The following is a 22,485-nucleotide window of genomic DNA, read 5'->3' on the forward strand; positions in this document are numbered from 1 at the left end:
GCGCGCGTGGCCACGCCTGCCAGGGCGGCAGAGGCGGTGTTCAGGGCGAACGGGCGGGCGGCAAACATGAAGAGCGATTTTAGCGGATGCACGGGGGCGCGGCGTACGCGGAGTTAGCATGCAGGCGGCGGGAGCCCGGTCCGCGTCGCGGCAGCGCCACACGTGGCCGCGCTGTTCAGCCGCGCAGGACCGAGATGCCCCCGTCCACCAGCATCGCGGTGCCGGTGACGAAAGACGAAGCGTCCGACGCCAGGTAGAGCGCCGCCTGCGCGATTTCCTCGGGGCGCGCCAGCCGCCGCAGGGCGTGCAGCCGGGCTACCTGGGCCAGGGCCTCGGGGCTGCCGTTCATCTCGCGTGCCATGGGGGTGTCGGTGCCGCCGGGCAGCAGGGCATTGACGCGTATTCCTTCGGCGCCATATTCGGCCGCCAGGGCCTGTGCCAGCCCGATGAGGCCGGACTTGCTGGCTGCGTACGCCGCCACGCCCGCGAACCCGGCGGTGTAGCCGACGAAGGTGGAGGTGAAGATGACGGAGCCGCCGCCGCGTTCCCGCATGGCCGGGATCTGCTGCCGCGCGCCGAGGAATGCGCTGCCGAGATTGGTGTCCAGCGTGTGGCGCCAGTCATCCGGATGGATGTCGGTCGTGGAGCCGAGGGGCCCGAGCGTGCCGGCGTTGTTGAAGGCGATGTCCAGCCCGCCGAACCGCCCGACCGCCTCCTGCACCAGGGCCCCGGCGTAGGCGGCATCGCGGACGTCGCCGGCCAGCGCGGTGGCCTGTCCGCCGGCGTCCCGGATCTCCGCCACGAGCCGGTCCAGCTCCGCCTGGCGCCGCGCTCCGGCCACGACGCGCGCGCCCTGCTGCGCGAAGAGCAGGGCGGCGGCCCTGCCGATGCCCGAGCTGGCGCCCGTGACGATGGCGATTCGGTGGTCGAGGGAAGGCATGCTGCGGACTCCGGTGCGGTGGTGGAACATGCCTGGAAGTCTGCGCAGGGCCGCGCTGGCCGTCTGGCCGCATCCGGACCCATGATGCGCCGGGCGGCAGCCGAAAAAAAGCGGCCCTTGTGGGCCGCTGGTCGGGAAGTGGAACGGGTAAGGTGTCAGCGCGCCAGGGCCTTCACCACCGCATCGCCCATCTGCGCCGTGCCGACCTTGGTCGTGCCCTCGCTCCAGATGTCGGGCGTGCGCAGGCCCTGGGCCAGCACGTTCTGCACGGCGGCTTCGATGCGCTGGGCGGCGGCTTCCTGGTTCAGGCTGAAGCGCAGCATCATGGCGGCCGACAGGATGGTGGCCAGCGGGTTGGCGATGCCCTGGCCGGCGATGTCGGGCGCGCTGCCGTGGCTGGGCTCGTACAGGCCCTGGTTCCTGCTGTTCAGGCTGGCCGAAGGCAGCATGCCGATGGAACCCGTGAGCATGGAGGCCTCGTCCGAAAGAATGTCGCCGAACATGTTGCCCGTCACCACCACGTCGAAGGCCTTGGGCTTCTTCACCAGCTGCATGGCGGCGTTGTCCACGTACATGTGCTCCAGCTCCACGTCGGGGTATTCCTTGTGCACGTCGGTGACCACGTCCTTCCAGAACTGGAAGGTTTCCAGCACGTTGGCCTTGTCCACGCTCGTGACCTTCCTGCTGCGCTTGCGCGCGGCCTGGAAGGCGACGTGCGCGATGCGCTCGATCTCCGGGCGGCTGTAGCGCATGGTGTCGAAGGCTTCCTCGGCGCCGGGGAAATGCCCGTCGGTGGCCGTGCGGCGGCCGCGCGGCTGGCCGAAGTAGATGTCGCCCGTCAGCTCCCGGATGATGAGGATGTCCAGGCCCGCGACGAGTTCGGGCTTGAGGCTGGAGGCGTGCGTGAGCTGCTCGTAGCAGATCGCCGGGCGGAAGTTGGCGAACAGGCCGAGGTTCTTGCGCAGGCCCAGGATGGCCTGCTCGGGACGCAGCGGGCGGTCGAGCTTGTCGTACTTCCAGTCGCCCACGGCGCCGAACAGCACGGCATCGGCTTCCCGGGCGAGCGTCAGCGTGGACTCGGGCAGGGGGTGGCCGTGGGCCTCGTAGGCCGCGCCGCCGACCAGGGCGGATTCCATCTCGAAGGGAAGGTCGAGCGTTTCGAGCACCTTCACGGCCTCGGCCACGATTTCGGGGCCGATGCCGTCGCCGGGCAGGACTGCGATTTTCATTGGTAGTTCTCTTGGGTGCGGTTGCGAAGAAGGTCTCGGGGAATCAGGCCGGCATGGTGTGCGCGAGCCAGGGCTTGGTGGCCAGCCGCTCCGCCTCGAAGGCGCGGATCTTGTCGGCCTGGCGCAGCGTGAGGCCGATGTCGTCGAAGCCGTTGAGCAGGCAGTACTTGCGGAAGGCGTTCACCTCGAACGGGATCTCGGCGCCCTGGGCGCGCACGATGACCTGGCGCTCCAGATCGACGGTCAGTTCGTAGCCCGGGAAGGCATGCACCTCGTCGAACAGCTGGGAGACCGTGGCCTCGGGCAGCACGATGGGCAGCAGGCCGTTCTTGAAGCTGTTGTTGAAGAAGATGTCGGCGAAGCTCGGCGCGATGATGGCGCGGAAGCCGTACTGGTCCAGCGCCCAGGGCGCATGCTCGCGGCTCGATCCGCAGCCGAAGTTCTTGCGCGCCAGCAGGATGGAGGCGCCCGCGTAGCGCGGCTGGTTCAGCACGAAATCGGGGTTGGGCTTGCGGGCCGATTCCGGCACGCCGGGCTGGCCCGGCTGGTCCAGGTAGCGCCACTCGTCGAACAGGTTGGGGCCGAAGCCCGTCTTCTTGATCGACTTCAGGAACTGCTTGGGGATGATGGCGTCGGTATCGACGTTCTCGCGGTCCATGGGGGCCACGAGGCCTTTGTGGAGGGTGAATTTCTGCATGGCAGTGTCCGTTGCGGTTCGGTTCGGATTACTTGGCGGCGCGCTCGATGGCGCTGCCGGCGCGCTGCACGTCCTGGCCCATGCCCTTGACGGTGTTGCAGCCGGCCAGCAGCAGGCCCAGGGCCAGCGCGAACAGGGCGGTGAAAGTTTTCATGGCGGATTCCTGGAGGGGCTGGTGGCGGTCAGGCGAACTTGCGGATGTCCACGAAGTGCCCGTGCACGGCCGCGGCGGCCGCCATGGCGGGGCTGACGAGGTGGGTGCGCCCGCCCGCGCCCTGGCGACCTTCGAAGTTGCGGTTGCTGGTGGACGCGCAGCGCTCGCCCGGCTCCAGGCGGTCGGCGTTCATGGCCAGGCACATGGAGCAGCCGGGCTCGCGCCACTCGAAGCCCGCGGCCTTGAAGACCTGGTCCAGGCCTTCGCGCTCGGCCTGTTCCTTCACCAGGCCCGAGCCGGGCACCACCATCGCCACCTTGATGTTCCGTGCCACCTTCCGGCCCAGCTTTTTCACCACGGCAGCGGCTTCGCGCATGTCCTCGATGCGGCTGTTGGTGCAACTGCCGATGAACACCTTGTCCACGAAGATGTCGTTCAGCGGCTTGCCGGGCTCCAGTGCCATGTAGGTGAGCGCGCGCTCGATGGCGCTGCGCTTGTTCGGGTCCTTTTCCTTGTCCGGGTCGGGCACGCTGGCGTCCACGCCCAGCACCATCTCGGGCGAGGTGCCCCAGGTGACCTGCGGAACGATGTCGGCGCCGTTCAAGGTGACGACGGTGTCGAAGTGGGCGTCGGCATCCGAATGCAGCGTCTTCCAGTAGGCGACGGCCTGATCCCATTCCACACCGGTGGGGGAGAGCGGCCGGTTCTTCACGTACTCGATGGTCTTGTCGTCCACCGCCACCAGGCCGGCGCGGGCGCCGGCCTCGATGGCCATGTTGCAGACCGTCATGCGGCCTTCCATGCTCAGGGCGCGGATGGCGGGGCCCGCGAACTCGATGGTGTAGCCCGTGCCGCCGGCCGTGCCGATCTTGCCGATGATGGCCAGCACGATGTCCTTGGCCGTCACGCCGGGGGCGACCTGGCCCTCCACGCGGATCAGCATGTTCTTCGCCTTCTTGGCCAGCAGGGTCTGCGTGGCCATCACGTGTTCGACCTCGCTGGTGCCGATGCCGTGCGCCAGGGCGCCGAACGCGCCGTGCGTGCTGGTATGGCTGTCGCCGCAGACCACGGTCATGCCGGGCAGGGTGGCGCCGTTCTCGGGGCCGATCACGTGCACGATGCCCTGGCGCTTGCTCATGAACGGGAAGAAGGCGGCGGCGCCCACTTCGGCGATGTTCTTGTCCAGCGTGGTGATCTGTTCCTTGCTGATCGGGTCCTCGATGCCGTCGTAGCCGCGCTCCCAGCCGGTGGTGGGCGTGTTGTGGTCGGCCGTGGCGACGATGGAGCTGACGCGCCAGACCTTGCGGCCGGCCTGGCGGATGCCCTCGAACGCCTGCGGGCTGGTCACTTCATGCACCAGGTGGCGGTCGATGTAGAGGATGGCCGTGCCGTCCTCTTCGGTATGGACGACATGCTCGTCCCAGATCTTGTCGTAGAGGGTGCGTCCCATGGTGTGTTCTCTCTTGGGCTGGTTCAGGGTGGGGATGGGTGGGTGGATTCTAGGAAGAGGTCTTGCGTTCCGGCGGTGCCAGATGGTCGGCCAGCAGCCGCGCCGTCACGGGCAGGCTGCCGAAGTCACGCGCGACGAGCCGCAGCGAGCGTTCCGCCCAGGGTTCGTCCAGGGCGACCGGCTGCAGCCGCCCCACGCCGCGCATCAGCGCGAAGGCCCGGTCGGGGAGCAGCCCGATGCCGAGGCCGTTGTCGATCATGCGGCACATGGCGTCCAGGCCCGTGACCTGGATGCGCTGGCGCAGGGGCCGCCCGGCACGCGCCGCGCCGCGCCGCATGGCGAGGCTGATGCTGCTGTTGGCCTGCAGCCCGACGATGTCCCAGTCGAGCACGTCCTCGAACCGGACCGCGGGCCGTCCCGCCAGCGGATGCCCCTCGGGCACCACGAGCACCAGCCGGTCGCTGCGGTAGGGGCGGCTCTGCAGTTCCTGGGGTTCGGCGCCGTCGCCGGTATGGCACAGGCCCAGGTCGGCGGCGCCTTCGCGCACGGCATGCAGGACGTCGGGGCTCAGGTGCTCCTGCAGGTCGATCTTGACCTGGGCGTGTTCCCTGGCGAAGGCCCCGAGATCCTCGGGCAGGAACTGCACGATGGCGGAAATGTTCGCGTGCACCCGCACATGGCCGCGCACGCCGTCGGCGTATTCGCTCAGTTCGCCCTGCATGCGCTCCAGCCCGAAGAGCACGGTGCGCGCATGGTGCAGCAGGCTCTCGCCCGCCGGCGTCAGCGTCACGCCCCGGCTGTGGCGGTACAGCAGCGCGGAGCCCACGGCCGTCTCCAGGTCCGACAGGCGCTTGCTGACCGCGGAGGCCGCGATGAATTCGCGCTCCGCGGCGCGACCGATGCTGCCCAGCTCGCAGACGGCCACGAACAGCTGCAGCGAGGTCAGGTCGATGCGGCGCGCGAAATGGCGGTCGGGATTTTTCATGGGGCGGGGCGTCGGGCTTCTTCGAAAGAGAAGTCTGGGTGGTATTTTCTCCTGTATGGATGGGGCGGGCCGTCGCGAAACACGACGTCGCACATCGCGATGGCGGACACCGGGACAAAAAAAACCGCCCGGCGCGGTGCGCGGGCGGCCTGCAGCGGGCATGCGGGGCGGTCAGGTGAAGAGGTTCTTCAGCCGATCGGTCCAGCTCTCGCCGCTGGGCGAATGCTTGCCGCCACCCTTCTTGAGGGAGTCGTCCAGTTCGCGCAGCAGCTTGCGCTGGTGCTCGGTGAGCTTCACGGGCGTTTCCACCACGATGTGGCAGTACAGGTCGCCCGGATAGCTGGCGCGCACGCCCTTGATCCCCTTGCCGCGCAGCCGGAACTGCTTGCCGGCCTGGGTGCCCTCGGGGATGTCGATCGCGGCCTTGCCCTGCAGCGTGGGGACTTCGATCTCGCCGCCCAGGGCCGCGGTGATGAAGCTCACCGGCACCTGGCAGTGCAGGTCGTCGCCGTCGCGCTCGAAGATCTCGTGCTTCTTCAGGCGGATCTCGATGTAGAGGTCGCCCGGAGGCCCGCCGTTGGTGCCCGGCTCGCCGTTGCCGACGCTGCGGATGCGCATGCCGTCGTCGATGCCGGCGGGGATCTTCACTTCCAGCGTCTTCTGCTTCTTGACCTTGCCCTGGCCGTGGCAGGTGACGCACGGCTCGGGAATGATCTTGCCCGTGCCGCGGCAGTGCGGGCAGGTCTGCTGCACGCTGAAGAAGCCCTGGCGCATCTGCACCGTGCCCGTGCCCGAACACGTCGTGCATGTCTTTGCGCTGGTGCCGGGCTTGGCGCCGCTGCCGTGGCAGGTTTCGCAGTTCTCCCAGGACGGGATGCGGATCTGCGCTTCCTTGCCCTTGGCGGCCTCCTCCAGCGTGATGTCCATCGCGTAGCTGAGGTCGTTGCCGCGATAGACCTGCCGCCCGCCGCCCGCGCCCCGGCGGCCGCCGAACATGTCGCCGAAGATGTCGCCGAACGCTTCCGCGAAACCGCCGAAGCCTTCCGCGCCGGCGCCACCGGGGCCGCGCATGTTCGGATCGACGCCGGCATGGCCGAACTGGTCGTAGGCCGCGCGCTTCTGCGGATCGGAGAGCATCTCGTAGGCCTCCTTGGCCTCCTTGAACTTCTCCTCGGCCGGCTTGGCGGCATCACCCTGGTTGCGGTCCGGGTGGTGCTTCATCGCCAGCTTGCGATAGGCCTTCTTGATCTCTTCGTCCGAGGCGTTCTTGGGAACGCCCAGGACTTCGTAAAAGTCTCGTTTGGACATGGTGTTTTCGGGTCCTTTGGGAACACGAACGCCGCGCAGGCCCTCGGGGGAAAGGGCACGGCGCGGCGGCTAGGGAAGGCACGCGCGCCCGGTGGGTGCGCGTGGCGTCGTCAGCCCTTCTTGACTTCCTTCACTTCGGCGTCCACCACGTTGTCGTCGTGCGGAGCTGAGGACGCGCCACCCGCGGAGGACGCGGCCTGGCCGGCGGCCGGACCGGCTTCCGCGCCGGCACCCGCCGCCGCGGCGGCTGCCTGCGCATCGGCGTACATCTTCTCGCCGAGCTTCTGGCTCGCGGCCATCAGGGCGTTGGTCTTTTCCTCGATCGCGGCCTTGTCCTCGCCCTTGAGCGCGGCCTCGAGGTCCTTCACCGCGGCCTCGATCGTCTCCTTCTCGCCGGCCTCGAGCTTGTCGCCGTGCTCGGACAGGCTCTTGGTCACGCTGTGGACCGCGGCCTCGCCCTGGTTGCGGGCCTGCACCAGCTCCAGCTTCTTCTTGTCGTCGGCGGCGTTGAGTTCGGCGTCCTTCACCATCTTCTGGATCTCGTCCTCGGACAGGCCCGAGTTCGCCTTGATGGTGATCTTGTTCTCCTTGCCCGTGCCCTTGTCCTTGGCGCTCACGTGCAGGATGCCGTTGGCGTCGATGTCGAAGGTCACCTCGATCTGCGGAACGCCGCGGCCGGCCGGCGGAATGCCTTCCAGGTTGAACTCGCCCAGCAGCTTGTTGGCGCTGGCGATCTCGCGCTCGCCCTGGAACACCTTGATCGTCACGGCCGGCTGGTTGTCGTCGGCGGTGGAGAAGGTCTGCGCGAACTTCGTCGGGATCGTGGTGTTCTTCGTGATCATCTTGGTCATCACGCCGCCCAGGGTCTCGATGCCCAGCGACAGCGGGGTGACGTCCAGCAGCAGCACGTCCTTGCGGTCGCCCGAGAGCACCTGGCCCTGGATGGCGGCACCGACGGCCACGGCCTCGTCGGGGTTCACGTCCTTGCGCGGCTCCTTGCCGAAGAATTCCTTGACCTTTTCCTGCACCTTGGGCATGCGGGTCATGCCGCCCACCAGGATCACGTCGTGGATGTCCGACACGCTGATGCCGGCGTCCTTGATGGCCGTGCGACAGGGAGCGATGGTGCGCTCGATCAGCTCTTCCACCAGGCTTTCCAGCTTGGCGCGGGTCAGCTTGATGTTCAGGTGCTTCGGGCCCGAGGCGTCGGCCGTGATGTAGGGCAGGTTGATGTCGGTCGCGGCGGAGGAGGACAGCTCGATCTTGGCCTTCTCGGCGGCTTCCTTCAGGCGCTGCAGGGCCAGCACGTCCTTGGACAGGTCCACGCCCTGTTCCTTCTTGAACTCGGCGATGATGTAGTCGATGATGCGCTGGTCGAAGTCCTCGCCGCCCAGGAAGGTGTCGCCGTTGGTGGAGAGCACTTCGAACTGCTTCTCGCCATCGACATCGGCGATCTCGATGATGGACACGTCGAACGTGCCGCCGCCCAGGTCATAGACGGCGATCTTGCGGTCGCCCTTCTCCTGCTTGTCCAGGCCGAAGGCCAGCGCCGCGGCCGTCGGCTCGTTGATGATGCGCTTGACGTCCAGGCCCGCGATGCGGCCGGCGTCCTTCGTGGCCTGGCGCTGGGCGTCGTTGAAGTACGCCGGCACCGTGATCACGGCCTCGGTGACGGGCTCGCCCAGGTAGTCCTCGGCGGTCTTCTTCATCTTGCGCAGCACCTCGGCGCTGATCTGCGGCGGGGCCAGCTTGTTGCCGCGCACTTCCACCCAGGCGTCGCCGTTGTCGGCCTTGGCGATCGTGTAGGGCATGAGGTCGATGTCCTTCTGGACCTCTTTTTCCTCGAACTTGCGGCCGATCAGGCGCTTGGCGGCGTAGATGGTGTTCTTGGGGTTCGTCACGGCCTGGCGCTTGGCCGAGGCGCCGACGAGGATCTCGCCGTCTTCCTGGTAGGCGATGATGGACGGGGTGGTGCGGGCGCCTTCGCTGTTCTCGATCACGCGGGTCGTATTGCCCTCCATGATGGCGACGCAGCTATTGGTGGTGCCCAGGTCGATACCGATGATTTTTCCCATGTTTTTCTCCGCGATCTTGAAGGATTTGGATAGCCAGTAACTTGTGGATAACTTGTCCGGCTTCAAGCCGTCGGCCCGGGGAATTTCTTTCCGCGGCGTACCGGGCGGCGAGGGCCGGACGGGGGCGTCACTTCGGTGCCGCCACCGTGACGAGGGCCGGGCGCAGCACCCGGTCGGCGATGACGTAGCCTTTCTGCAGCACGGACACGATGGTGTTGGGCTCCTGCTCGGCGGGCACCATGCTGATGGCCTGGTGCTGGTGGGGGTCGAACTTCTCGCCGGCGCCCGGCTGGATCGCCAGCACCTTGTTGCGCTCGAGGGCGGAGGTGAGCTGGCGCAGCGTGGCGTCGGTGCCTTCGCGCAGCTGCTCGATCGTGGCGTCCTTGATGGCGAGCGCCGCCGTCAGGCTGTCGGCCACGGGCAGCAGGCTCTCGGCGAAGCTCTCGATGCCGAACTTGCGTGCCTTGGAGACTTCCTCGTCCGCGCGGCGGCGGGCGTTCTCGGCTTCGGCCTTGGCGCGCAGGAACTGGTCGGCGAGGTCGGCGCTCTTGGCCTTGAGCTCGGCCAGTTCGTTCTGCAGGCGGCCCAGCTCGTCCGCCGCATGCGCGGCCATGGTCGCCTCCACGGCTTCGGGGCTGTCGGACGGAGACGCCGTCGCCGCGGCGTTCTGGGGGGCTGAATGCTGTTGATCGGACATGTCGGTTGTTCTGGTGTAGGTGAATGAACGATGGACGCACGGCACCTGGGTGCAAAGGGAGGGATTTCAAGCGAAGTCCCGCCAAATTCCGGCATCTGCCTCCCGAACGGGGGGCGGAGCGCACATGCCGGCGCAAGGAGTGTACAAGCCGGCGGGGGTAGGGCTATAATCGCCGGCTTTGCCTTGCCACACTGCTTCACATGACGCGGCGGGTGGCTCATCCCAGAAGGAGAAAAGCATGCGTCACTACGAAATCATCTTGCTGATCCATCCGGATCAAAGCGAACAGGTTCCAGCCATGCTGGAGCGCTACAAGGGCATGATCACCGCCGGCGGCGGCAAGATCCACCGCGTGGAAGACTGGGGCCGTCGCCAGCTGGCCTACATGATCAACAAGCTCGCCAAGGCCCATTACCTGTGCGTGAACATCGAGGCCGACCAGGCCGTGATGGCTGAACTGGAGCATGCCTTCAAGTTCAACGACGCCGTGCTGCGCCACCTGACCGTCGTGAAGAAGAAGGCCGAGACCGGCGCTTCCTCGATGATGAAGACCGTCGAGCGCGAAGAGGCACGCAAGGCCAGCCAGGCCGAGTTCGCCGCTGCCAACGAGCGCTGATCCGACCGCTTTCCCGGGAGCTGTGGAACCCTGCAACAGCGTGACGCTGACGGCCTGCATCGCGGAGACCAAGCCTCTGCGGTACACCCCGGCCGGCCTGCCCGCCCTGGACCTGAAGCTCGAGCACGGCTCGAAGCAGTCCGAGGCTGGCGTGCAGCGAGACGTTGCGGCGGTTGTGAAGGCAGTGGCCTTCGGCGCATTGGCCGAACGCCTCGCCCGGCAGGCACTGGGCAGCCTCTGGACCTTCCAGGGCTTCCTCGCCACGCCGCGCAACGCCAAGGGTCTGGTGTTCCACATCCAGGACATTCAACAAGATTAATTTTCAAGAGGCTTCCAAATGGCCACGTTCAAGAAGTTCAACAAGGACAAGCGTCCGAAGCGCAACACCCAGTCGCTGCTGTTCAAGCGCAAGCGTTTCTGCCGTTTCACGGTCGCCGGCGTCGAAGAGATCGACTACAAGGATGTCGACACGCTGCGTGACTTCATCGCCGAAAACGGCAAGATCATCCCCGCGCGCCTGACCGGCACGCGCGCCATCTACCAGCGTCAGCTGAACACCGCCATCAAGCGTGCGCGCTTCCTGGCCCTGGTGCCCTACAGCGACCAGCACAAGATCTGAGGAGCAAGAGCCATGCAAATCATCCTGCTCGACAAAGTCGTCAACCTCGGCAACCTGGGCGAAATCGTCAAGGTCAAGGACGGCTACGCACGCAACTTCCTGATCCCCTCGGGCCGCGCACGCCGCGCCACCGAAGCCAACAAGGCCGAATTCGAAGCCAAGCGCGCCGAACTCGAAAAGGCTGCAGCCGCCAAGCTGGCTGAAGCCCAGGCCCAGGGCGAGAAGCTCGGCGGCACGACCGTCAAGCTGACGCAGAAGGCCGGCGTGGACGGCCGCCTGTTCGGCTCCGTGACCAACCACGACATCGCCGAAGAGCTGAACAAGCAAGGCTACAAGATCGCCAAGTCGCAGGTCCGCCTGCCCAGCGGCCCCATCAAGACCGTGGGCGACTCCACGGTGAGCGTGGCCCTGCACACCGACGTGGTGGTGGAAGTCACCGTGTCCGTGTACGGCGAAACCGCCTGATCGGCAAGAAAGCCGGAGCGCTTTCCACCCGGCAAAAGCCGCCTCCCGAGGCGGCTTTTGCGTTTTCTGGCGCCGCATCCATGCACCGCCAGCCCACCGGCTGTGAACGGCTTTTCCACAGACTTGTCCACTGACCGACAGTTTCCGGCCCCGCTGTGGTGCCGGAAGCGCAAGGATCGATTGCCATGAGTTCCGACTTCCCTCCGCTGCACGAATCCGATTTCGCGTCTGCCGCCCCGGCGGACCAGGAGGTGGCCCGGCTGCGCATGCCACCGCATTCGCTGGAGGCCGAGTCCAGCGTGCTGGGCGGCCTGCTGCTCGACAACATGGCCTGGGACCGGGTGGGTGACCTGCTGGTGGACGGGGATTTCTACCGGCACGAGCACCAGCTCATCTATTCGGCCATCGGCAAGCTGGTGAATGCCAGCAAGCCGGCGGACGTGATCACGGTCTTCGGCGAGCTGCAGAGCCTGGGCAAGGCCGAGGAGGTGGGCGGGCTGGCCTATCTCAACAATCTGGCGCAGTACGTTCCCAGCGCCACCAACATCCGCCGCTACGCGGAGATCGTGCGCGAGCGCTCCATCCTGCGCAAGCTCGTCACGGCGAGCGACGAAATCTCCACGACGGCCTTCAATCCGAAGGGAAAGACGGTCGAGAAGATCCTGGACGAGGCCGAATCCAAGATCTTCGCCATCGGCGAAGAGGGCTCGCGCAACAAGCAGGGCTTCCAGTCGCTCGACACCCTCGTGGTGGACCTGCTGGACCAGGTGCAGGAGATGGCGGACAACCCGATGGACGTGACCGGGGTCCCCACCGGCTTCGCCGACCTGGACCGCATGACCTCGGGACTGCAGGCGGGCGACATGATCGTGCTGGCCGCGCGCCCTTCGATGGGCAAGACCTCGTTCGCCGTGAACATTGCCGAGCACGTGGCGCTCAACGAAGGCCTTCCCGTGGCCATCTTTTCGATGGAAATGGGCGCCGCCCAGCTGGCCGTGCGTATCGTGGGCTCGATCGGCCGCGTGAACCAGGGCAACCTGCGGACCGGCAAGCTCACGGACGAGGAATGGCCGCGCCTCACCGAGGCGATCGAGCGGCTGCGTACCGTCTCGCTGCACATCGACGAAACGCCGGGGCTCACCCCGGGGGAACTGCGGGCCAATGCCCGCCGTCTGGCACGCCAGTGCGGCAAGCTCGGCTTGATCGTGGTGGACTACCTGCAGCTCATGAGCGGCTCGGGCGCGGGCAGTGCCGACAACCGGGCCACCGAACTGGGCGAAATCTCGCGGGGGCTGAAGATGCTGGCCAAGGAACTGCAGTGCCCGGTGATCGCGCTATCGCAGCTCAACCGCTCGGTGGAGCAGCGCACCGACAAGCGTCCCATGATGTCCGACCTGCGCGAATCCGGCGCCATCGAGCAGGACGCGGACATCATCATGTTCATCTACCGCGACGACTACTACAACAAGGACTCCAAGGAGCCCAACGTGGCCGAGGTCATCATCGGCAAGCAGCGGAACGGCCCCACCGGCACGGTGAAGCTGTTCTTCCAGAAGAACCAGACGCGGTTCGAGAACCTCGCCATGGGGTCGGGCGACGATTTCTGACGCCGGCCAGGACGGGCCTGCGCCGCCCTACGCCCTGGCGACGGTGTAGGCCACCATCCCCAGCAGCACCACGCCCAGCACCCCGCAGGCCACCGCCAGGCGCTGCGCGCCCGTGCGCAGGGCGCTCACGGTGGCGACGAGCTGGGCGTTCTGCTGGGCCAGCTGCTCGATGACCTCCAGGGCCTGGCGCTGCGATTGCTCCAGCGCCTGCACCTGGTCCTCCAGGGCGCCGATGCGCTGCAGGGCCAGTTCCTGTGGCGACGGGGCGGTGGATGCCGCCAGGCGTGCGGCCTCCTCGTCCGCCTGCGCCTGTTCGGCTTCCTGGGCTCCACGGCTGCGCAGCAACCCCTTCGCGGCCTTGATGAGCTGCGGAGAGGCTTCGATCACCTTGTCCCACGGGACGAGCTGCAGTGCCGTGATCCAGCTGATGGCCATGCGTCAGAGCACCTCGCTCGCGAAATCCGCGAGGCGCGAGCGCTCGCCGCGCGCCAGGGTGATGTGCCCGCTGTGCGGCCAGCCCTTGAAGCGGTCCACCGCGTAGGTGAGGCCGGAGGAGCCTTCGGTCAGGTAGGGCGTGTCGATCTGCGCGAGGTTGCCCATGCAGATGATCTTGGTGCCCGGGCCCGCGCGCGTGATCAGCGTCTTCATCTGCTTGGGCGTCAGGTTCTGGGCCTCGTCGATGATGACGTACTTGTTGAGGAAGGTGCGGCCGCGCATGAAGTTCATGCTCTTGATCTTGATGCGGCTGCGGATGAGCTCGTTGGTGGCGGCGCGGCCCCATTCGCCGGCATTGCCGCCGTCGCCCTTGGCGAGGAATTCGAGGTTGTCGTCCAGAGCGCCCATCCAGGGGCCCATCTTCTCCTCCTCGGTGCCGGGCAGGAAGCCGATGTCCTCGCCCACGCTCACGGTGGCGCGGGTCATGATGATCTCGGTGTAGCGGCGCTCGTCGAGCACCTGCGTCAGGCCGGCGGCGAGCGCCATGAGGGTCTTGCCGGTGCCGGCCGTGCCGGTGAGCGTGACGAAATCGACCTCCGGGTCCATGAGCAGGTTCATCGCGAAGTTCTGCTCGCGATTGCGCGTGTTCACGCCCCAGACGGTGTTCTTGGCAGAACCGTAGTCCTTGAGGGTCTGCAGCACGGCGGTCTTGTCGCGGATCTCCGTCACCCGCGCGAACAGGCTGGGCTCGCCGGGGGCCTCGAAATAGACGAACTGGTTGATCATGAGCTGCGGCACGATCGGCCCGCCGATGCGGTAGTACGTGTGCGCGCCGCTTTGCCAGCTCTCGACGTTCTTGCCGGTCTTCGTCCAGAAGTCGGCCGGCAGGGCCAGCACGCCGGAGTACAGCAGGTCGCCGTCTTCCAGTGCCTTGTCGTTCTGGTAGTCCTCGGCGGTGAGGCCGAGCGCGCGCGCCTTGACGCGCATGTTGATGTCCTTGGACACCAGCACGACCTCGCGCGGCGCGTACTTGTGCCGCAGCGCTTCCACGACGCCCAGGATCTGGTTGTCGGCCTTGCCGGGTGGCAGGCTGGTGGGCAGATGGTAATCCAGCGGTTCGGTCTGGAAGTACAGGCAGCCGCCGGCCGCGCGCTGGCCCGTGGCATCCAGCTTGAGGCCGCGGGCGATATCTGCGCCCTGGGTGGCGGCGAGCTGGTCGAGCGTGCGGCTCGCCTGCCGGCCGTTGCGCGCCACTTCGGTCATGCCCTTCTTGTGGCCGTCGAGCTCCTCCAGCACGATCATGGGCAGGAAGATGTCGTGCTCTTCGAAGCGGAAGAGGCTGGTCGGGTCGTGCAGCAGGACGTTGGTGTCCAGCACGAACATCTTCGTGGGGCCGGTGCCGCGGCCCTTGCGGGGACGGGCGGCCGCCTCGGGCGCGGGTGCGGCCGCGCGGACGGCAGGCAACCCGCGCTGGGCTTCAGGCGCCACGGCCTGGATGGGGGCTGGCGCCGTGGCCGGGGCGGTGCGCCTGGCGGTGCGCCGGGATGTGCCGGGCGCCGTGGCGGAGGGCGCAGCCACCGGCGCCGGCGCCTGTTCCATGGCGGCAGGCGCCGCGGCGGAGCGTGTGCTGCCCGTGCTGGCGGCGGTGGTGCCGCGGGCGGATTTTCTGGCCGCCTTGCGTGGCGCGGAAGTGCTGCCGTCCGGCAGCGCCGCCGGGCTGGCTGCTTCCAGGGATTCCTCGGTCTGCGGATCTTCCATGCGGGATTTGGCGGTGGCGCGGAAGGCATCCGGAGAAAGCAGGGCGGCGCGTTTCGTCGGTGCGGGGGGCAGGGGCATGGTGCGGGCCTTGGGAGGAGGACGGGAGGGAGTCAGAAAGCAAAAAGCCGCCTGGAGACCGAGGCGGCTTTGTGGGGGTGGGGGAGCGTTGCGTCGTGCAGCAGCATTGAAACCATTATGCACGGTTGCCGTGGCACTCCCGGCATGCCGCGCGCGGCGCGGCTGTAGGCGCTTACGCCGCCTTCTTGAGGGCCTTGATGGACTTCACGGCCTTGAGAACCTCGTCCACGTGTCCGGGCACCTTGAGGCCGCGCCATTCCTGGACCAGCACGCCATCGGGGCCGATGAGGAAGGTGCTGCGCTCGATGCCCTTGACCTTCTTGCCGTACATGATCTTGTTCTTGACCACGCCGAACATGTGGCACATCTTCTCTTCGGTGTCGGCGATGAGCTCGAAGGGCAGTTCCAGCTTTTCCTTGAAGTCGTCGTGGGACTTCATGTTGTCCCGCGACACGCCGAACACGGCGGCGCCGGCCTGGGCGAAATCCTCGTACTTGTCGCGGAACTGCATGGCCTCGGTGGTGCAGCCGGGGGTGTTGTCCTTGGGGTAGAAGTACAGGATCAGGATCTGGCCGAGGTGCGATGTGTTGGAGACCTTGATGCCACCGGTCGCGTTGGCTTCGAATTCGGGGAGGGGTTTGTTGACAACGATCGCCATGGCACTTCAATCTTTGATGTAGTCGTTGAAAAGCCGGAGGAGTTGTGTGTTATTGCTCTTGGAAGGCCTCCGACCGCAACCCGTAATTTTACCTTGAAACGGACTCTTTCGCGAATCGCAGGTCTGTAACCAAGATCCACGCCCGTTTCACGCCTTGGGTTCCAGCAGCAGCGCGGCGACCACGTGGCGGCCTTCCCCCGCCAGGATGTTGTACGTCCGGCACGCGGCCTGGGTGTCCATGGTTTCCAGGCCGATGCGCCGTGCCATGAGGGGCCGCAGCCACGCCGGTGGCGGGAAACGGTTGCGCTGACCGCTGCCGAAGATGACCACTTCCGCGTCGAGTTCCGCCAGCAGCGCGAAATGCTCGGCGGTGAGGTCCTCGAAGCGGTTGCACTGCCATTCCCTCCGCTCGCCCCGGGAGCCGATCACCACGCTGCCCGTGAGCTTTTCCCCATCGACCGCGATCCAGTCCGCGCCGTAGGCGCTGATGGTCTGGGCTTCGGAGCGGTCGGGCTGGAATTTCATGGGGAGAGGCGCCTTCGGGAGTGCGTTGCGGGCCGGCACGGCGCCCGGCGGAGCGGGGCGGGGATCCACCGTGGAACTGTGGTCAAATTATGATTTTGCCCCACCTTGGACCAGCTTCCACAGGTGGCTGTTCAAATGCCCTTCTGGCGCGGCCTCCAGGGCTGCCACGGCGATCCAGTGCTTGGGGTCTTCGTGGATCGCCTCCGCCAGGGCTCCCGCAACAGTAGGCGTCAATCGCCCCCGGACGCGCGCTACGGCAAGCGTCGTCCGCGATACCGCCAACCGCCTACACCATTCAGCATCGGACGGGATCAGGTCGTTCGCGCGATCGAGTAGGTCCATCGTGGTGTGCATGTCACGCTCCTAAAAAAAAAGACTACCGACTGTAAGCAAAATTCTTGTTTACTGTCTGTAATCATGCTAGCTTCGGGGTTCTTGATTACAGATCGTAATCGAAGTAACAACCGCAGCCGCCATGCACCACCAAATCACCCCCGGCGCCGTCGTCCTGACCGCCGACCAAATTGAGCTGAGAGTCCGCGCCCTGGAGGGCAACGTAGCCGTGTTGGAGGCCGCCGACGGCTCTTGGTACGGCTACCGCCACATCTCCAGCCTGACGATGGTTCCCCAAGCTGGGGACAACGAGTGCCTTCCCCCTGCCACCCAAGCGGCACCGGTTCCTGGCTTGGCGGCTGCGGCCGGTGCTGGGCAGGGGGCGGGCACCTGTCCTGCCTGTGGCGGGCCATCTGGAGATGACTTCCTCTTGCAGTGCAATGCGTGCATTGCTGAATCTGGCCGCTATGCCGGCCCCCGCATGAATCGACACACGGGGTTGTGGGAATGAGGCTCGTTGCGAAGCACGCCCAGGTGGGCTACCAGACCCCGGGAGAGCGGCCAGGCTGCCGCAACTGCGCGCACTTCGAGGTGACGCGACACGACAGCCCGGTCATTGCCCCTCGCACGGCCTGCACGCTGCACCAGCTCGAAGTGACCAGCGGCGGCATCTGCAACAGCCACAAGCTGCAGCGCAAGCCCGGCGAGGCTCAGCTCGCGTTCCTGGCCCGTCAGCGCGATCTGCTGGAGAGCCAGGCGCAGGACCTGGAGCCGTGCCTGGTCGATGACCGCGTGTTCCCCGCTGTGGGCGAGATGTACGAAGGCAAGCCGATGACCGTTGCCAAGCATCGCCGCCTGATGGTGGAGCAGTTGATCACCAATGAGGAAGCCTCTGGCGATCCTGATCTGCTGCGTGCCGCAGCGTTCCGCCGCCGCGCCAATGGCATGCCTCCCCGTCCTGGGGATCGCCGCGCATGAGCACCGCACCCATGGCCGGCTCGGCCCTTATCCACATGCCCAAGAGCTACGAGATTGCATGCCCGCCGGGCATGCTGGCCCACGGCCACCGCATCAAGCGCTTCACGTCCCTGCAGGCCTTCGAAGGCTACGTCGCACAGCTTCGCAAGAGCGGCTGCACTGTCCGCTGGGACACGCCTTTTACCGCCACCGTGGAGGCCATCCAACCGACCGCCGCGCGTGCGCAGGCAGTTGCACCTGGTGCGCAGGAGGTGGGGCAATGAGCCGGGCGGCCGCAGGCGGGCAAGCGGAGCGCCGCACGCCGAAGGGCGCCGGGCTCTCCCCCAGTGCTGTAACACTGGGGGAAACTTCCAAGCAGCGCGCGAAGGTCGATTGGTTGACGGCGACGTGGAAGCCTGAGCCCGACGAACACGTCGTGGCGACGGTCCTGGACCTGCTCCATGGCTTCGGGCTCAAGGTGGAGGCCGAGGCTGGCCGTGGCCACTTCGGCTTCTCCGAGGGCGCTCGCCTGTATGTCCGCCTGGACGATGGCGCGCGCCACCAGGTGGCCCTGCTGGATTGGGGCGGTGACCGCATGCGTGGTCGTGCGCGCCTGGACCTCTCCGGCACGGCCTGCAGCCGCATCAGCGACTGGCAGGGCATGCAGGAGTGGCTGGGCCGCCAGTGGGAAACGACGATCACGCGCGTTGACCTGGCCGTCGATTGCCTGAATGGCGAGTTCACCGTCGAGGACGCCCGTGCCTGGATGGAGGCCGGAGAGTTCACCGCCGGCGAGGGCCGCCCGCCGCGCCACAGCACGCCCGGCGACTGGCTGTCACCCGAACCGTTCTACGGCCGCACGCTGGAGATTGGCCGCCGCGAGAACGGCAAGATGCTCCGCGCCTACGAAAAGGGCCTGCAGCTCGCACCAGGCAGCGGCGACAAGTGGACGCGCTTCGAGGTCGAAATCCGCAACAAGGATCGCGACGTTCCGCTCGATGTGCTCACCCGCTGTGACGAGTACTTCGTCGGCGCCTACGAGTGCCTGCAGCGCCTGCTGCCGGCTGCTGGCGAGCGCATCGCCACTCATCAGAAGGAAGGCGAGCTCAGCCTTGAAACGATGGTCCACCACGCCAGCGTCGGCTACGGAAAGCTCGTGCACGTCATGCGCGGCCACGTGCCTGCTGACGACCTTCTAGACCTCATTTCCCGGCCAGGCGTCCCAAGACGACTGGAAAAGGCCACCCTGGCCGGATTCATCGCGGCGTCGTCTGTCGCTAACCAGGAGAAAAGGCCATGAAAGCACATGTGATCGGTATCGAGATTTCCGAGGGTGTCAGCAAGAAGACCGGGCAGCCCTACGCCATCGGCAAGCTGTTCTGCGCGCTCCCCATCGTGGGGAAGGGCGCACGCGGCCTCATGGGCAGTGAGTACCAGTGCGAACCGGTGGTGCTGCGCAAGCTCGATGGCATCGAGCTCCCCGTGGTCTGCGAGCTCGAAATGCAGGACGTCATGCGTTACGGCCAGCGCCGGCAGGAGATCGTCTCCGTCGTCCCCGTGAAGGCCTCTCCGGCCCCGTCTGCGCCTGCGCAACGCCCCGCTGCGTGATGTCAGCTGGTAGCCCTGCGTGCAGGGTTATCCGCTGCAATCCCGCAGCTTCCCCAACCTGGAGAAATCACATGTTCGCAAAAACCCTGGGCGTTGCCCGCAAGTTCGGCAGCCGCGCTGCATCTGCAGGCGCCGTGTTGGCCCTGTCCGCTGCGTCCGCGCACGCTGCCCTGCCTGAGGGTGTGCAGAAAGCCATCGACGACTTCAAGGCCGATGCCTCCAGCGCCGTCATCGCCATGATGGGCGCCGGCGTCGTCATTTGGGGCCTGCTGGCCCTCAAGCGCAAGATGGGCTGGTGATCCATGGCTGACAACACGGGCGGTCAAACCCTGACCGTGTTGGTCCAGCCGGCCCCCCCGGACGCGAACACGCTCGCGGACCTGGGGGAGCTTTTCTTGCTGTTCTTCGGCGCCGCCATGGTCATCTTCTGCCTGCGGCGGCTCTATGACCTTTTCAGGGTTGACCATGACAGGGACTAGTCATGCCTTCTTCCGTCGAAATCCTCTACGCGCTTGGGCTTGCGCTCTTGCTTTGGGTGTCGTTCCGCTGACCTGCGGTGCGATCAACAAGGCCGGCATGTCCGGCTTCCGCTACTCGGTGAGCGAGTCCGGCAAGGTGGCCTCCATCCGTCCGAATCAGGCCGGTTCCTCTGGTTCTGTCGGCAGCGTGGGCTCGATCCCCACCGGCCACGTCGGAAGCCAGATCGGCAATTCGGGCTGGTACATCGGCGCTTCCGGTTCTGGCAACCCTTCCGGTCCCGGCATGATGACCATGGGCCACGCTGGCGATGTGTTTTTCGCCGGAAGTAAGTACCCTTTCCAAGCCTCCTACAAAGTGCCCAAATCCGCTGTCGTGGACGCGCTCGGCATGCTGTGCAAGAACCCTTTGATTTGCCTCGGTATCGCTGCCGCCTCCCCTGCCATCAAGGGCTGGCTGGATGAGGGCAACGTGGGGATCAACCAGGACGCCGCCGACTATCCCGACAAGCCCTTCTTGCTGCAGAAAGAGGGCTCCTGTTCCGCTGACTGCCGGGAGTACCTACTGCCCGACGGCAAGACCTGGGTGCGTAGCTTGTCGCAGGCCTGCAATGCCCATTTGCAGGCCTCACGTGACGGTGGTGGAGCCTACTACCAGAACATCTCCGTCATCAGCCAGACACAGTGCTCCTATGAGTACGCATGGAGCCCGTCGCCCACCTCGTGGACCAAGGCGAAATTCGAGCCGCAGAACCGCAGCACCACTGCCACTTGGACCGACTGGATGCCTGCCTCGATGGACGACATCGCCCCGTACATGGACGCGCCCGAAGTGCCTGCACAGGTTGTCTCCGACATCCTCGACAAGGGCGGCGATATCACCCTGCCCAGCGCACCCACCGTCACCGGTCCGTCGCAGGTCCAGGGGCCGAAGGAGGAGACTGCCAATGCCGATGGCAGCAAGACGGTGAAGCAGACTACCAATAACTACCAGACCGACGGGAACAGGATCACGAACACGTCCACCACCACGGTGACTCAGCGATGCGTGGGCGATGGAACCTGCTCGCCGGTCACGACGACTACCACCACCAACCCCGACGAGACGCCCGACGACAAGGATGATGGCGACGGCTGCAAGAAGAACCCGGACAGCTTGGCGTGCGCCGACCTTGACACGCCCTCCGGAGAGATTCCGAAGGCCACGCGGAACGTCAGCTACAGCGACGAGAACCTGTTCGGCGGCGGGGCGTGCCCGGCCGATATCTATGCCAACGTGGCGCACCAGAACATGAAGATTTGGGACTGGCAGCAAAGCTGCGGCTACATCACCTCGTACGTGCGGCCGGTGCTCATCATCATCTGCACATACATAGCCTTCATGGTCGTGAGCGGCGCAGCGAGGGATGGCGCATGAAGCTCGGTACTTGGCTACTGTCGATGATGCAGCCGCTGTTGGCCCGCATCCTCACGTCGTTGGGCTTCAGCGTCGTCACCATCGTGGGCCTCGACGTTGCCGTCGATGCCCTCAAGGCCCGTCTGGTGGCGTCCGTCAACAGCCTGCCCGTGGACGTGCTCAACGTCTTCCTGCTGGCTGGCGGCGGCGTTGGCCTGAGCATGATCGTTGGCGCCGTGGCGCTGCGAGTGCTGCTCTGGCACATCCAGAACGCTACGAAGATCCTCGGAGTGAACCCGCAATGATCACCATCATCACCGGCACGCCCGGTGCCGGCAAGACGCTCCTCGCGATTGAGAAACTGCTGCTGCCGTTGGTCGGCGCCACCATCAAGGTTCCGGACGGCGACGGCGGCGAACGTGAGGTGCCGCGCACCATCTACACCAACATCACCAGTCTGCTGATCGAGCATGAGCTGGTGGAGACTGGCGGCGAGTGGATCGCTACCGGCAACGAATGGCAGTTCAAGGGCAATGAGGCCAGCGCCCGCAACTGGCACCAGTGGGCCAAGCCTGGATCGGTGATCGTCATCGATGAGTTCCAGAAGATGTGGCCACCGCGCGCCAACGGCTCGAAGGTGCCGCCCGACGTGCAGGCCCTTGACACGCACCGCCACATGGGCGTGGACTTCGTGCTCATCACCCAGTCCGTTATGAACACGGACCGCCACACGCACGCCTTGGGCGGCCGGCACCTGCACGTTCGCCGCGTCGCCAACATGAAAATGGCCGTCGTGTACGAGTGGGACCACGTGTCGCGCTCGCTGCAGTACAGCAAGGCCATTACTAAGTCTCCGTGGCGCTATAGCGGCAAGGTGATGAAGCTGTACCGGTCTGCGGAGGTTCACACGAAGCAGCCGCGCAAGCTCCCCGGGTTGGTGTGGTTCGTCCTGATCGGCCTCGCGGCCGTGGCCTACTTCGCGCCCACCACGATTCAGCGGATCAACGACCGCGTGAGCGGCAAGTCCTCGACCGCCGAAGTCTCCGGCAAGGCGCCTGCCTCGTCACCGCTTGCCGCTGCTTCCGCGCCCGCTGCCGCCTCGTCGTCCTCTGTCGTCGCCCAGGCCGGCGCCGCGGCGGTTCCTGCTGCTCCTGCATCTGCCCCGGTGTTCGCTGGCTGCGTTGCCAGCAAGACGCGTTGCGCGTGCTACGACACCGCCGGCCACCTGGTGGAGCGTGAGCCTTTCGAGTGCCGCGCGCACACCGCGCCGCCTGTCGTGGTCCTCGCCGGCGGCACGTTCGCCGAACGTCCGGAGTACAGCCCGCCCGAGCCGCCGGAGCTGGTCTTGGCCGCCCGCGACCAAAGCCCTACCATCGGCGACCTGCGGGCCGCCATCCGCGCCGAATACGGCTACTGAAA

Annotated in this window: 28 protein-coding genes; 14 read left to right on the forward strand and 14 right to left on the reverse strand. The window is 66.5% G+C overall.

What is annotated here, in order from left to right:
* Positions 1-175: 175 nt before the first annotated feature.
* From BLR99_RS06050 to grpE, 9 genes are all read right to left on the reverse strand, one after another.
* The gene (locus tag BLR99_RS06050) at positions 176-940 is read right to left on the reverse strand and encodes an SDR family oxidoreductase (protein WP_011794363.1); all 765 of its coding nucleotides are present in this window, start codon (positions 938-940) and stop codon (positions 176-178) included.
* A 155-nt stretch (positions 941-1,095) separates the two neighbouring features.
* Positions 1,096-2,169, reverse strand: a complete 1,074-nt coding sequence (gene leuB / locus BLR99_RS06055; RefSeq protein ID WP_011794364.1) for a 3-isopropylmalate dehydrogenase — start codon at positions 2,167-2,169, stop codon at positions 1,096-1,098.
* 43 nt (positions 2,170-2,212) lie between these two features.
* A complete protein-coding gene (leuD, locus tag BLR99_RS06060) occupies positions 2,213-2,866 on the reverse strand; it encodes a 3-isopropylmalate dehydratase small subunit (RefSeq protein ID WP_011794365.1) in 654 nt (217 codons plus the stop codon).
* A 28-nt stretch (positions 2,867-2,894) separates the two neighbouring features.
* Positions 2,895-3,020 (reverse strand): entericidin A/B family lipoprotein, encoded by a 126-nt coding sequence (locus BLR99_RS06065; protein WP_013593697.1) that lies wholly within the window; start codon positions 3,018-3,020, stop codon positions 2,895-2,897.
* 28 nt (positions 3,021-3,048) lie between these two features.
* Positions 3,049-4,470 (reverse strand): 3-isopropylmalate dehydratase large subunit, encoded by a 1,422-nt coding sequence (leuC, locus tag BLR99_RS06070; RefSeq protein ID WP_011794366.1) that lies wholly within the window; start codon positions 4,468-4,470, stop codon positions 3,049-3,051.
* A gap of 49 nt (positions 4,471-4,519) precedes the next feature.
* Positions 4,520-5,455 carry a LysR family transcriptional regulator gene (locus BLR99_RS06075; protein WP_011794367.1) on the reverse strand — a complete coding sequence of 312 codons (936 nt, stop codon included), beginning with the start codon at positions 5,453-5,455 and terminating at the stop codon, positions 4,520-4,522.
* 171 nt (positions 5,456-5,626) lie between these two features.
* Entirely contained in the window at positions 5,627-6,763 is a 1,137-nt protein-coding gene (gene dnaJ, locus BLR99_RS06080; RefSeq protein WP_011794368.1) for a molecular chaperone DnaJ, read from the reverse strand.
* A gap of 110 nt (positions 6,764-6,873) precedes the next feature.
* Positions 6,874-8,838: a molecular chaperone DnaK gene (dnaK, locus tag BLR99_RS06085; protein WP_011794369.1), complete on the reverse strand. Its 1,965-nt coding sequence runs from the start codon at positions 8,836-8,838 to the stop codon at positions 6,874-6,876.
* Positions 8,839-8,965: 127 nt separating this feature from the next.
* Positions 8,966-9,535, reverse strand: a complete 570-nt coding sequence (gene grpE, locus BLR99_RS06090; protein WP_011794370.1) for a nucleotide exchange factor GrpE — start codon at positions 9,533-9,535, stop codon at positions 8,966-8,968.
* A 238-nt stretch (positions 9,536-9,773) separates the two neighbouring features.
* Between grpE and rpsF the strand changes: the two genes are divergently transcribed.
* The 5 genes from rpsF (at position 9,774) to dnaB (ending at position 12,842) form a co-directional block, all read left to right on the forward strand.
* Positions 9,774-10,151, forward strand: coding sequence for a 30S ribosomal protein S6 (gene rpsF, locus BLR99_RS06095; RefSeq protein WP_011794371.1), 378 nt, complete (start codon positions 9,774-9,776; stop codon positions 10,149-10,151).
* 22 nt (positions 10,152-10,173) lie between these two features.
* Positions 10,174-10,470, forward strand: coding sequence for a primosomal replication protein N (priB, locus tag BLR99_RS06100; RefSeq protein WP_011794372.1), 297 nt, complete (start codon positions 10,174-10,176; stop codon positions 10,468-10,470).
* An 18-nt stretch (positions 10,471-10,488) separates the two neighbouring features.
* Entirely contained in the window at positions 10,489-10,770 is a 282-nt protein-coding gene (gene rpsR, locus BLR99_RS06105; RefSeq protein ID WP_011794373.1) for a 30S ribosomal protein S18, read from the forward strand.
* A 12-nt stretch (positions 10,771-10,782) separates the two neighbouring features.
* Positions 10,783-11,235: a 50S ribosomal protein L9 gene (gene rplI / locus BLR99_RS06110; protein ID WP_011794374.1), complete on the forward strand. Its 453-nt coding sequence runs from the start codon at positions 10,783-10,785 to the stop codon at positions 11,233-11,235.
* A gap of 185 nt (positions 11,236-11,420) precedes the next feature.
* The gene (dnaB, locus tag BLR99_RS06115; protein ID WP_011794375.1) at positions 11,421-12,842 is read left to right on the forward strand and encodes a replicative DNA helicase; all 1,422 of its coding nucleotides are present in this window, start codon (positions 11,421-11,423) and stop codon (positions 12,840-12,842) included.
* 27 nt (positions 12,843-12,869) lie between these two features.
* Here dnaB and BLR99_RS06120 read toward each other — a convergent pair whose 3' ends face one another.
* The 5 genes from BLR99_RS06120 to BLR99_RS22450 all read right to left on the reverse strand — a co-directional run bounded on the left by BLR99_RS06120 (position 12,870) and on the right by BLR99_RS22450 (position 16,650).
* On the reverse strand, positions 12,870-13,277 hold the full coding sequence (locus BLR99_RS06120) for a hypothetical protein (RefSeq protein ID WP_011794376.1): 408 nt from the start codon (positions 13,275-13,277) through the stop codon (positions 12,870-12,872).
* Between the two features lie 3 nt (positions 13,278-13,280).
* Positions 13,281-15,113 carry a PhoH family protein gene (locus tag BLR99_RS06125; RefSeq protein WP_041827258.1) on the reverse strand — a complete coding sequence of 611 codons (1,833 nt, stop codon included), beginning with the start codon at positions 15,111-15,113 and terminating at the stop codon, positions 13,281-13,283.
* A 172-nt stretch (positions 15,114-15,285) separates the two neighbouring features.
* The gene (locus BLR99_RS06130; RefSeq protein WP_011794378.1) at positions 15,286-15,771 is read right to left on the reverse strand and encodes a peroxiredoxin; all 486 of its coding nucleotides are present in this window, start codon (positions 15,769-15,771) and stop codon (positions 15,286-15,288) included.
* A gap of 147 nt (positions 15,772-15,918) precedes the next feature.
* Positions 15,919-16,296: an Mth938-like domain-containing protein gene (locus tag BLR99_RS06135; RefSeq protein ID WP_011794379.1), complete on the reverse strand. Its 378-nt coding sequence runs from the start codon at positions 16,294-16,296 to the stop codon at positions 15,919-15,921.
* A gap of 87 nt (positions 16,297-16,383) precedes the next feature.
* Positions 16,384-16,650 carry a hypothetical protein gene (locus tag BLR99_RS22450; protein WP_138919951.1) on the reverse strand — a complete coding sequence of 89 codons (267 nt, stop codon included), beginning with the start codon at positions 16,648-16,650 and terminating at the stop codon, positions 16,384-16,386.
* Between the two features lie 486 nt (positions 16,651-17,136).
* Here BLR99_RS22450 and BLR99_RS06140 point away from each other — a divergent pair, with 486 nt between their 5' ends.
* The 9 genes from BLR99_RS06140 to BLR99_RS06175 all read left to right on the forward strand — a co-directional run bounded on the left by BLR99_RS06140 (position 17,137) and on the right by BLR99_RS06175 (position 22,483).
* Positions 17,137-17,607 (forward strand): hypothetical protein, encoded by a 471-nt coding sequence (locus BLR99_RS06140; RefSeq protein WP_074686922.1) that lies wholly within the window; start codon positions 17,137-17,139, stop codon positions 17,605-17,607.
* Positions 17,604-17,870, forward strand: coding sequence for a hypothetical protein (locus BLR99_RS23030; RefSeq protein ID WP_061855795.1), 267 nt, complete (start codon positions 17,604-17,606; stop codon positions 17,868-17,870). The genes BLR99_RS06140 and BLR99_RS23030 overlap by 4 nt, the downstream gene beginning before the upstream one ends.
* On the forward strand, positions 17,867-18,886 hold the full coding sequence (locus BLR99_RS06150) for a replication initiation factor domain-containing protein (RefSeq protein ID WP_074686924.1): 1,020 nt from the start codon (positions 17,867-17,869) through the stop codon (positions 18,884-18,886). The genes BLR99_RS23030 and BLR99_RS06150 overlap by 4 nt, the downstream gene beginning before the upstream one ends.
* Positions 18,883-19,194: a hypothetical protein gene (locus tag BLR99_RS06155; protein WP_074686926.1), complete on the forward strand. Its 312-nt coding sequence runs from the start codon at positions 18,883-18,885 to the stop codon at positions 19,192-19,194. The genes BLR99_RS06150 and BLR99_RS06155 overlap by 4 nt, the downstream gene beginning before the upstream one ends.
* A gap of 71 nt (positions 19,195-19,265) precedes the next feature.
* Positions 19,266-19,493, forward strand: a complete 228-nt coding sequence (locus BLR99_RS06160; RefSeq protein WP_061855798.1) for a major capsid protein — start codon at positions 19,266-19,268, stop codon at positions 19,491-19,493.
* Between the two features lie 3 nt (positions 19,494-19,496).
* Positions 19,497-19,673 carry a hypothetical protein gene (locus BLR99_RS23035; protein WP_170838023.1) on the forward strand — a complete coding sequence of 59 codons (177 nt, stop codon included), beginning with the start codon at positions 19,497-19,499 and terminating at the stop codon, positions 19,671-19,673.
* 97 nt (positions 19,674-19,770) lie between these two features.
* Positions 19,771-21,087, forward strand: a complete 1,317-nt coding sequence (locus BLR99_RS06165; RefSeq protein ID WP_170838024.1) for an IgG-binding virulence factor TspB family protein — start codon at positions 19,771-19,773, stop codon at positions 21,085-21,087.
* Positions 21,084-21,371: a DUF2523 domain-containing protein gene (locus tag BLR99_RS06170; protein ID WP_017437962.1), complete on the forward strand. Its 288-nt coding sequence runs from the start codon at positions 21,084-21,086 to the stop codon at positions 21,369-21,371. Before BLR99_RS06165 ends, BLR99_RS06170 begins: the two co-directional genes overlap by 4 nt.
* Positions 21,368-22,483 (forward strand): zonular occludens toxin domain-containing protein, encoded by a 1,116-nt coding sequence (locus BLR99_RS06175; protein ID WP_017437961.1) that lies wholly within the window; start codon positions 21,368-21,370, stop codon positions 22,481-22,483. Before BLR99_RS06170 ends, BLR99_RS06175 begins: the two co-directional genes overlap by 4 nt.
* Positions 22,484-22,485: the final 2 nt, after the last annotated feature.

Origin of the sequence: Paracidovorax citrulli, from assembly GCF_900100305.1 — a bacterium.
Lineage (GTDB): Bacteria > Pseudomonadota > Gammaproteobacteria > Burkholderiales > Burkholderiaceae_C > Paracidovorax > Paracidovorax citrulli.

Bases quoted from the DNA above. Each gene is read 5' to 3' on its own strand.
- leuD (WP_011794365.1), bottom strand. From the start codon at position 2,866: ATGCAGAAATTCACCCTCCACAAAGGCCTCGTGGCCCCCATGGACCGC.
- BLR99_RS06175 (WP_017437961.1), top strand. From the start codon at position 21,368: ATGATCACCATCATCACCGGCACGCCCGGTGCCGGCAAGACGCTCCTC.
- BLR99_RS06165 (WP_170838024.1), top strand. From the start codon at position 19,771: ATGTCCGGCTTCCGCTACTCGGTGAGCGAGTCCGGCAAGGTGGCCTCC.
- BLR99_RS06170 (WP_017437962.1), top strand. From the start codon at position 21,084: ATGAAGCTCGGTACTTGGCTACTGTCGATGATGCAGCCGCTGTTGGCC.
- leuB (WP_011794364.1), bottom strand. From the start codon at position 2,169: ATGAAAATCGCAGTCCTGCCCGGCGACGGCATCGGCCCCGAAATCGTG.
- rpsF (WP_011794371.1), top strand. From the start codon at position 9,774: ATGCGTCACTACGAAATCATCTTGCTGATCCATCCGGATCAAAGCGAA.
- BLR99_RS06120 (WP_011794376.1), bottom strand. From the start codon at position 13,277: ATGGCCATCAGCTGGATCACGGCACTGCAGCTCGTCCCGTGGGACAAG.
- BLR99_RS06140 (WP_074686922.1), top strand. From the start codon at position 17,137: ATGAGGCTCGTTGCGAAGCACGCCCAGGTGGGCTACCAGACCCCGGGA.
- dnaB (WP_011794375.1), top strand. From the start codon at position 11,421: ATGAGTTCCGACTTCCCTCCGCTGCACGAATCCGATTTCGCGTCTGCC.
- BLR99_RS06125 (WP_041827258.1), bottom strand. From the start codon at position 15,113: ATGCCCCTGCCCCCCGCACCGACGAAACGCGCCGCCCTGCTTTCTCCG.
- BLR99_RS06130 (WP_011794378.1), bottom strand. From the start codon at position 15,771: ATGGCGATCGTTGTCAACAAACCCCTCCCCGAATTCGAAGCCAACGCG.
- BLR99_RS06065 (WP_013593697.1), bottom strand. From the start codon at position 3,020: ATGAAAACTTTCACCGCCCTGTTCGCGCTGGCCCTGGGCCTGCTGCTG.
- BLR99_RS22450 (WP_138919951.1), bottom strand. From the start codon at position 16,650: ATGCACACCACGATGGACCTACTCGATCGCGCGAACGACCTGATCCCG.
- dnaK (WP_011794369.1), bottom strand. From the start codon at position 8,838: ATGGGAAAAATCATCGGTATCGACCTGGGCACCACCAATAGCTGCGTC.
- BLR99_RS06160 (WP_061855798.1), top strand. From the start codon at position 19,266: ATGTTCGCAAAAACCCTGGGCGTTGCCCGCAAGTTCGGCAGCCGCGCT.
- BLR99_RS06155 (WP_074686926.1), top strand. From the start codon at position 18,883: ATGAAAGCACATGTGATCGGTATCGAGATTTCCGAGGGTGTCAGCAAG.
- BLR99_RS06075 (WP_011794367.1), bottom strand. From the start codon at position 5,455: ATGAAAAATCCCGACCGCCATTTCGCGCGCCGCATCGACCTGACCTCG.
- grpE (WP_011794370.1), bottom strand. From the start codon at position 9,535: ATGTCCGATCAACAGCATTCAGCCCCCCAGAACGCCGCGGCGACGGCG.
- rplI (WP_011794374.1), top strand. From the start codon at position 10,783: ATGCAAATCATCCTGCTCGACAAAGTCGTCAACCTCGGCAACCTGGGC.
- rpsR (WP_011794373.1), top strand. From the start codon at position 10,489: ATGGCCACGTTCAAGAAGTTCAACAAGGACAAGCGTCCGAAGCGCAAC.
- BLR99_RS06150 (WP_074686924.1), top strand. From the start codon at position 17,867: ATGAGCCGGGCGGCCGCAGGCGGGCAAGCGGAGCGCCGCACGCCGAAG.
- leuC (WP_011794366.1), bottom strand. From the start codon at position 4,470: ATGGGACGCACCCTCTACGACAAGATCTGGGACGAGCATGTCGTCCAT.
- BLR99_RS23030 (WP_061855795.1), top strand. From the start codon at position 17,604: ATGAGCACCGCACCCATGGCCGGCTCGGCCCTTATCCACATGCCCAAG.
- BLR99_RS06135 (WP_011794379.1), bottom strand. From the start codon at position 16,296: ATGAAATTCCAGCCCGACCGCTCCGAAGCCCAGACCATCAGCGCCTAC.
- BLR99_RS23035 (WP_170838023.1), top strand. From the start codon at position 19,497: ATGGCTGACAACACGGGCGGTCAAACCCTGACCGTGTTGGTCCAGCCG.
- dnaJ (WP_011794368.1), bottom strand. From the start codon at position 6,763: ATGTCCAAACGAGACTTTTACGAAGTCCTGGGCGTTCCCAAGAACGCC.
- BLR99_RS06050 (WP_011794363.1), bottom strand. From the start codon at position 940: ATGCCTTCCCTCGACCACCGAATCGCCATCGTCACGGGCGCCAGCTCG.